The organism is Candidatus Methylomirabilota bacterium (assembly GCA_036005065.1).
Classification (GTDB): domain Bacteria; phylum Methylomirabilota; class Methylomirabilia; order Rokubacteriales; family DASRDR01; genus DASYQW01.
In genome coordinates, this window is sequence record DASYQW010000038.1 from 1 (window position 1) to 5,812 (window position 5,812).

A 5,812-nucleotide genomic window follows, 5' to 3' on the forward strand; every position below is an offset into this window, starting at 1 on the left:
CGGTGCCGAAGCGAGGACACGTGCTTGACACACGACGAGGCTTCATGATGGAGTGCGCACCACACTCTCGCCTCGGGCCACGGCGCATCCGGCAGCCACGAGAAAGGAGCCGAGCATGCCTCAGGGAAAGACCTCCAGGCGACTCAGCCGACGAGACTTCCTCCGGACGGGAGCCCTGGCGGCCGGGGCGACAGCGGTGTGGCCCGCGCGCTCGGCGTCCGCTCAGCCCAGGAGTGTCCCGCGAAACCGGACGCTGACGCTGGTGTGGATCGGCAGCCGGGAGGGCCGCTGGGTCGACTACGAGTTGTGGAACCCCTACGCCATCGGATCCAATCACCAGAACGGGCCGGGCATCCTCTACGAGCCCCTGGCCTATTACAGCGCCTTCGCCGACAAGGAGTACCCCTGGCTGGCCGAGAGCCATCGGTACAGCCCCGACTTCAAGGAGCTGACGATCAAGACCCGCTCCGGTATCAAGTGGAGCGATGGCACGCCGTTCAGCGCCGAGGACGTGGCCTACACGCTGACGAGCCTCCGCGAGCTGGGTCCCAAGGTGCGGTGGGGCGTCGACGTGCAGCAGTTCATGCAGGAGGCCAGGACCACCGACCCCAACACGGTCGTGGTCAAGTTCAAGGTCCCGGCCCCCCGCTTCTTCTACTTCATGACCTACAAGTACGACATCGGCGTCTACATCGTGCCGAAGCACATCTTCCAGGGCCAGGACTGGACGACGTTCAAGCACTTCGATCCGGCCAAGGGCTGGCCGGTCACCACCAGTCCCTGGAAGGTCGCCTTCTCCTCGCCCCAGCAGAAGATGATCGATCGGCGGGACGAGTGGTGGGCGGCCAGGGCCGGCCTGGCCCCGATGCCGAAGGTGGAGCGCAACATCTGGCTCCCGAACGCCGGCGAGCAGCAGGCGGCCCAGGCGCTCATCACGAACCAGCTCGACTACGGCATGAGCCTGCAGGCCGCCACCTTCCCGACGGTGTTTCGCCAGAACTCCAAGGTCACCACCCACTCCGGCCAGAAGCCCCCCTATGGCTACATGGACTGGTGGCCGATCTCGCTCTACGTCAACAACGAGCGACCGCCCTTCAACGACAAGGACGTCCGCTGGGCCCTGAGCCATTTCATCGACCGGCAGCAGATCGTCGACGTGGGTTACCTGGGCGCCTCCGCCGCGTCCCCGCTCCCGCTGCCGGAGTATCCGCCGCTCAAGCCCTACATCGACGCCGTGAAGGACCTTCTGGCCAAGCACAACACCCTCGAGTTCAATCCCAAGAAGGGCGACGAGCTGCTCACCCGAAAGGGCTGGAAGAAGGACAGCGGGGGATTCTGGGTCGACGCTCAGGGCAATCGCCTCAAGCTAGACATCATCGGCTTCGGGTCGAGCGGGCCCGCGATCGGGCCGGTGCTGTCGGAACTGTTGAAGCGCCAGGGCGTCGACGCCAGCTTCAGCCTGCCGCCGGATTTCGACGACCGGTTTCAGAAGGGCCAGTACGCCGGGGCGATCTACGGCCACGGCGGGAGCGTGAACGACCCCTACCACACGCTCCGGCTCTACCAGAGCTCCACCGTGGCCGTCCCCGGCGCGCACCTCGTCAACTTCGCCAAGTGGAAGAACGAAGCCTACGACAAGCTCGTCGACCAGGTGTTCGTCACCGACATGACCAACAAGGCCAAGCTCCTCGAGCTCTGGCGCAAGGCCATGGAGATCTGGATTCCCGAGCTGCCGGACATTCCCCTGGTGCACAACTTCCACCGGATCCCCATGAACACCACGTACTGGACGAACTGGCCCACGGCGGAGAACCCGTACGTCAACGGCGCCTTCTGGCACCTGACGTACGCCATGGTCCTCTGGAACTTGCAGCCCACGCAGTAGAAGAACCCCGCCGAACGGTTGGGGGCCGGCCCTGTCCGTCCCCCGACGAGGGGGCAAGCCGTGCCCGTCGACTACCTGGCGAAACGGTTCGGCGTCTTTCTGCTGATCGTCTGGATTGCGGCGACCCTCAATTTCTTTCTGCCCCGCTTGTCCGGCCAGGACCCGGTCAGGGTCAAGCTACTCCAGCAAGCCCAGCTCGGCGGCTACGTCCAGGCGGGCATCGACGCGATGGTCAAGGAGTACGACCGGCGGTTCGGCCTGGACCAGCCGCTCTGGGTCCAGTACCTCGCCTATCTTCACGATGCGGCCCGGTTGGACTTCAACTACTCCATCGCCAATTACCCACGGACCGTGAACGAGATCATCGCCGAGGCGATTCCCTGGACCATCGGCCTGCTGGGCGCGACGACCCTGCTCTCCTTCGGCATCGGGACCTTCCTGGGCGCGCTGCTGGCCTGGCCGAGGGCGCCCCGGTGGATCCGGTTCCTCCTGCCGCCGCTGTGGGCGCTTCACGCCATTCCGTTCTTCCTGTTCGGGCTCATCCTGATGTACCTCCTGGCCTTCCGGATCACGGTGCTGCCGATGTTCGGTGGCTACAGCGCCGGAGCGTTTCCGGCCCTGACCCTGGATTTCGCGGCCGACGTGCTCAAGCACTCGATCCTGCCGGCGATGTCCATCGTCCTGGTGGCGACGGGAGGGTGGGCGCTGACGATGCGCGGGATGATGGTCACGACCCAGGGCGAGGACTTCGTGACCTTTGCCGAAGCCAAGGGGCTCAAGAGCCTCACCATCTTCCTGCACTACTGTGCGCGGAACGCCATTCTCCCCCAGACGACGGGCCTGGCTCTGGCCCTGGGACAGATCCTCTCGGGGGCGGTCCTGGTCGAGGTGATCTTCGCCTACCCCGGCATCGGCACGGTTCTGTACCATGCCATTCGGGAGAACGATCACTTTCTCATCCAGGGAATCGTCTTCACGGTCATCGTGGCCCTGGGCCTGGCGACGTTGATCCTCGATGCGATCTATCCCCTCCTCGACCCCCGGATCTCCTACCGAAAGGCCTAGGTGTGTGTCGGAGTAACCCGGCGGCTCGCCCGAGCGCACACCGCGTCGAGCAACCCTCCGAGCGGCGGCTATGCCGCCGCAACCGAGGGGGGGCATCGGGGGGGTCTTCCGAGACCCCCCCGAAGAACTAGCCTCGCCTGATGCTGGCGGCTGGGCTGCGCTACGCGCGCCGCAACGTCTCCCTGGTGGTGGGCGCGGTCTTCCTCCTGATCCTGGTCCTCTTCGTGGGGCTGGGCCACCTCTTCGTGAACACGAGCCGATCCCGACCGCTCTCCGTGCCCGCCCTTCGACCGCCGTCCTGGGAGAACCCCTTCGGCACGGATCGGCAAGGCCGGGACTTGCTGGCCGTCATGGTCGCCGGAACCCCCCTGACCCTGCGGATCGGCTTCGTGGCCGGGTTCCTGGGGGTCGGACTGGGATCGCTCCTGGGCTTCGTCTCCGCGTACTACCGCGGGAAGCTCGACACGGTCATCCGGGGGATCGTCGACATCGGCCTGACCGTGCCCGGACTGCTGGTGCTGATCATCATTGCTGTCTCGATCAAAGAAGGTCTGACGGTCGACCAGATGGCGATCGTCGTGGCTTCCCTCGCCTGGCTGAATCCAACGCGCACCATCCGTGCCCAGGTGCTCAGCCTGAGAGAGCGCGCCTACGTCGAGGTGGCCCGTCTGTCCGGCATGAGTGGTCCCGCGATCATCGTCAAGGAACTGATGCCCAACCTCCTGCCGTACCTGGCGGCCACGCTGGTGAACTCGGTGTCGAACGCCATCCTCGCCTCGGTCGGCCTGGAGGTCCTCGGGCTCGGACCCATCGATGCCCCGACCCTGGGGATGACCCTCTACTGGGTCAACTACAACGCCGCGCTCATCAATGGCTGGTGGTGGTGGTGGGTGGCCCCTATCGCCATCATCCTCATCGTCTTCCTCGGGCTCTTCTTCCTCACCGTCGGATTGGACGAGCTCGCCAACCCCAGACTCCGAAGCGCGGTATGATGCCGGACATCCTCGGGATCCGCGGGCTGGTGGTTCACTACCACACGCCGCTGGGCGCGGTGAAGGCGGCGGACAACGTCACATTCAGCCTCCGAGCCCGGGAGCGGCTTGGCCTGGCCGGGGAGTCCGGATCCGGCAAGTCCACCCTGGCCCTGTCCATCCTCCGCCTGATCAAGCCCCCGGGCCGCATCGAGGCCGGGGAGGTCTGGCTCGACGGCGTCAACCTGTTGACCCTCGCCGAGGAGGAGATGCGGCAGCTCCGGCTGGCCCGGATCGCCCTGATCCCGCAGGGCTCGATGAACTCGCTGAATCCGGTGATGCGGATCAAGGGCCAGATCGCCGACGCGCTGAGGGACCACGGGGCACGGATGGCCAAGCGGCACGTGGCGGAGCGGGTCCGCGACCTCTTGCAGCGGGTCGGCCTCCCGTCCGAGGTCGCCGACATGTTCCCCCACCAGCTCAGCGGTGGCATGAAGCAGCGGGTCTGCATCGCCATCGCGATCAGCTTGCGCCCCAAGGTGATCATCGCCGATGAGCCGACCAGCGCGCTCGACGTGGTCGTGCAAAAGCAGGTGATGGAGACGCTGGCCCGGGTGCAGAAGGACCTCGACGCCTCCCTGCTCCTGGTGGGGCACGACATGGGGCTGATGGCCCAGTTCGTGGACCGCGTCGGGGTCATGTACGCGGGGAAGCTGGTCGAAGTCTCTCCGGTACGCCAGATCTTCACCAAGCCGCTGCACCCGTATACCCAGATGCTCATCGCCAGTCTCCCGTCGCTCACGCGAAAGGGCGTCTTCGAAGGCATCCCGGGCCTGCCGCCGCTGCTGCGGGACGTTCCGGCGGGGTGCGCGTTCCATCCCCGATGTCCCTTTGCCTTCGATCGCTGCCGGACGGAAGCGCCCGCCTTCCGAGAGGCGCGGCCCGACTCCTGGGCCGCGTGTCACCTCCCGTAGGCCGACGCGGTGGCGACACTACTCGAGGCCCGCAGCGTCACCAAGAGCTTCGGCGGTGGCTTGCTCGACCGGAGCCACACCGTCGCCCTCGCGGACTTCTCGCTGACCATCGACCGCGACCGGCCCTCCATCACCGCCGTGGTGGGCGAGAGCGGCAGTGGAAAGACGACTCTGGGGCGGGTGCTGCTGGGCCTGGTGACGCCGACGCGCGGACAGGTCCTCTACCAGGGCCGGGATTTGCGAACCATGTCGGGCGGGAACTGGCGAGCCTTCCGCCGCGAGGTTCAGGCGATCTTTCAGGATCCCTACGAGGTGTACAACCCCTTCTATCGGGTGGACCACGTCCTGACCACGCCCGTCGCCAAGTTCGGGCTGGCCTCCTCGCGGGCCGAAGCCCGAGCCTTGATCGAGAGCGCGCTGGAGGCCGTGGGGCTGCGGCCCGAGGAGACGCTGGGGCGCTATCCACACCAGCTGAGCGGTGGCCAGCGCCAGCGCGTGATGGTGGCCCGGACCCTCCTCCTGAGGCCGCGCCTCATCCTGGCCGACGAGCCGGTGTCGATGGTGGACGCGTCCCTCCGCGCCACCATCCTGGGCTCGCTCCGCCAGATGACCCGGGATCTCGACATTTCCGTCATCTACATCACCCACGACCTGGCGACCGCCTATCAGATCAGCGAGAACATCGTCGTGCTGTATCGCGGGTCGGTCGTCGAGGCCGGTGACGTGGAGCTGGTGGTCAAGCACCCCCGGCATCCGTACACCCAGCTGCTCATTTCATCCATTCCCCTGGCCAGCGCCGAGCGGACGTGGTCCACCGAGGGCGTGCCGAACCCCGCCGCGATCCAGGCGGCCGGGAGTGCGGGGTGCAAGTTTGCCCATCGCTGCCCCTTCGCCGCCTCGCCCTGCCTCGAGGCCGC

At 66.6% G+C, this 5,812-nt stretch carries 5 protein-coding genes; all 5 read left to right on the forward strand.

Annotated features, from left to right (window positions below; all coding sequences use genetic code 11):
* The first annotated feature begins 115 nt into the window (after window positions 1-115).
* On the forward strand, window positions 116-1,885 hold the full coding sequence (locus tag VGW35_02650; protein HEV8306542.1) for an ABC transporter substrate-binding protein: 1,770 nt from the start codon (window positions 116-118) through the stop codon (window positions 1,883-1,885).
* A gap of 60 nt (window positions 1,886-1,945) precedes the next feature.
* Window positions 1,946-2,950 carry an ABC transporter permease gene (locus VGW35_02655; GenBank protein HEV8306543.1) on the forward strand — a complete coding sequence of 335 codons (1,005 nt, stop codon included), beginning with the start codon at window positions 1,946-1,948 and terminating at the stop codon, window positions 2,948-2,950.
* A gap of 140 nt (window positions 2,951-3,090) precedes the next feature.
* Window positions 3,091-3,942: an ABC transporter permease gene (locus tag VGW35_02660; protein ID HEV8306544.1), complete on the forward strand. Its 852-nt coding sequence runs from the start codon at window positions 3,091-3,093 to the stop codon at window positions 3,940-3,942.
* On the forward strand, window positions 3,939-4,895 hold the full coding sequence (locus tag VGW35_02665) for an ABC transporter ATP-binding protein (GenBank protein ID HEV8306545.1): 957 nt from the start codon (window positions 3,939-3,941) through the stop codon (window positions 4,893-4,895). Before VGW35_02660 ends, VGW35_02665 begins: the two co-directional genes overlap by 4 nt.
* Before the next feature lie 9 nt (window positions 4,896-4,904).
* Window positions 4,905-5,812 (forward strand): ABC transporter ATP-binding protein (locus VGW35_02670; protein HEV8306546.1); only part of this gene is annotated, 908 nt, incomplete at its 3' end.

Excerpts from the sequence above, each read along its gene's own strand:
- VGW35_02660 (HEV8306544.1), top strand. The coding sequence starts at position 3,091 with ATGCTGGCGGCTGGGCTGCGCTACGCGCGCCGCAACGTCTCCCTGGTG.
- VGW35_02650 (HEV8306542.1), top strand. The coding sequence starts at position 116 with ATGCCTCAGGGAAAGACCTCCAGGCGACTCAGCCGACGAGACTTCCTC.
- VGW35_02665 (HEV8306545.1), top strand. The coding sequence starts at position 3,939 with ATGATGCCGGACATCCTCGGGATCCGCGGGCTGGTGGTTCACTACCAC.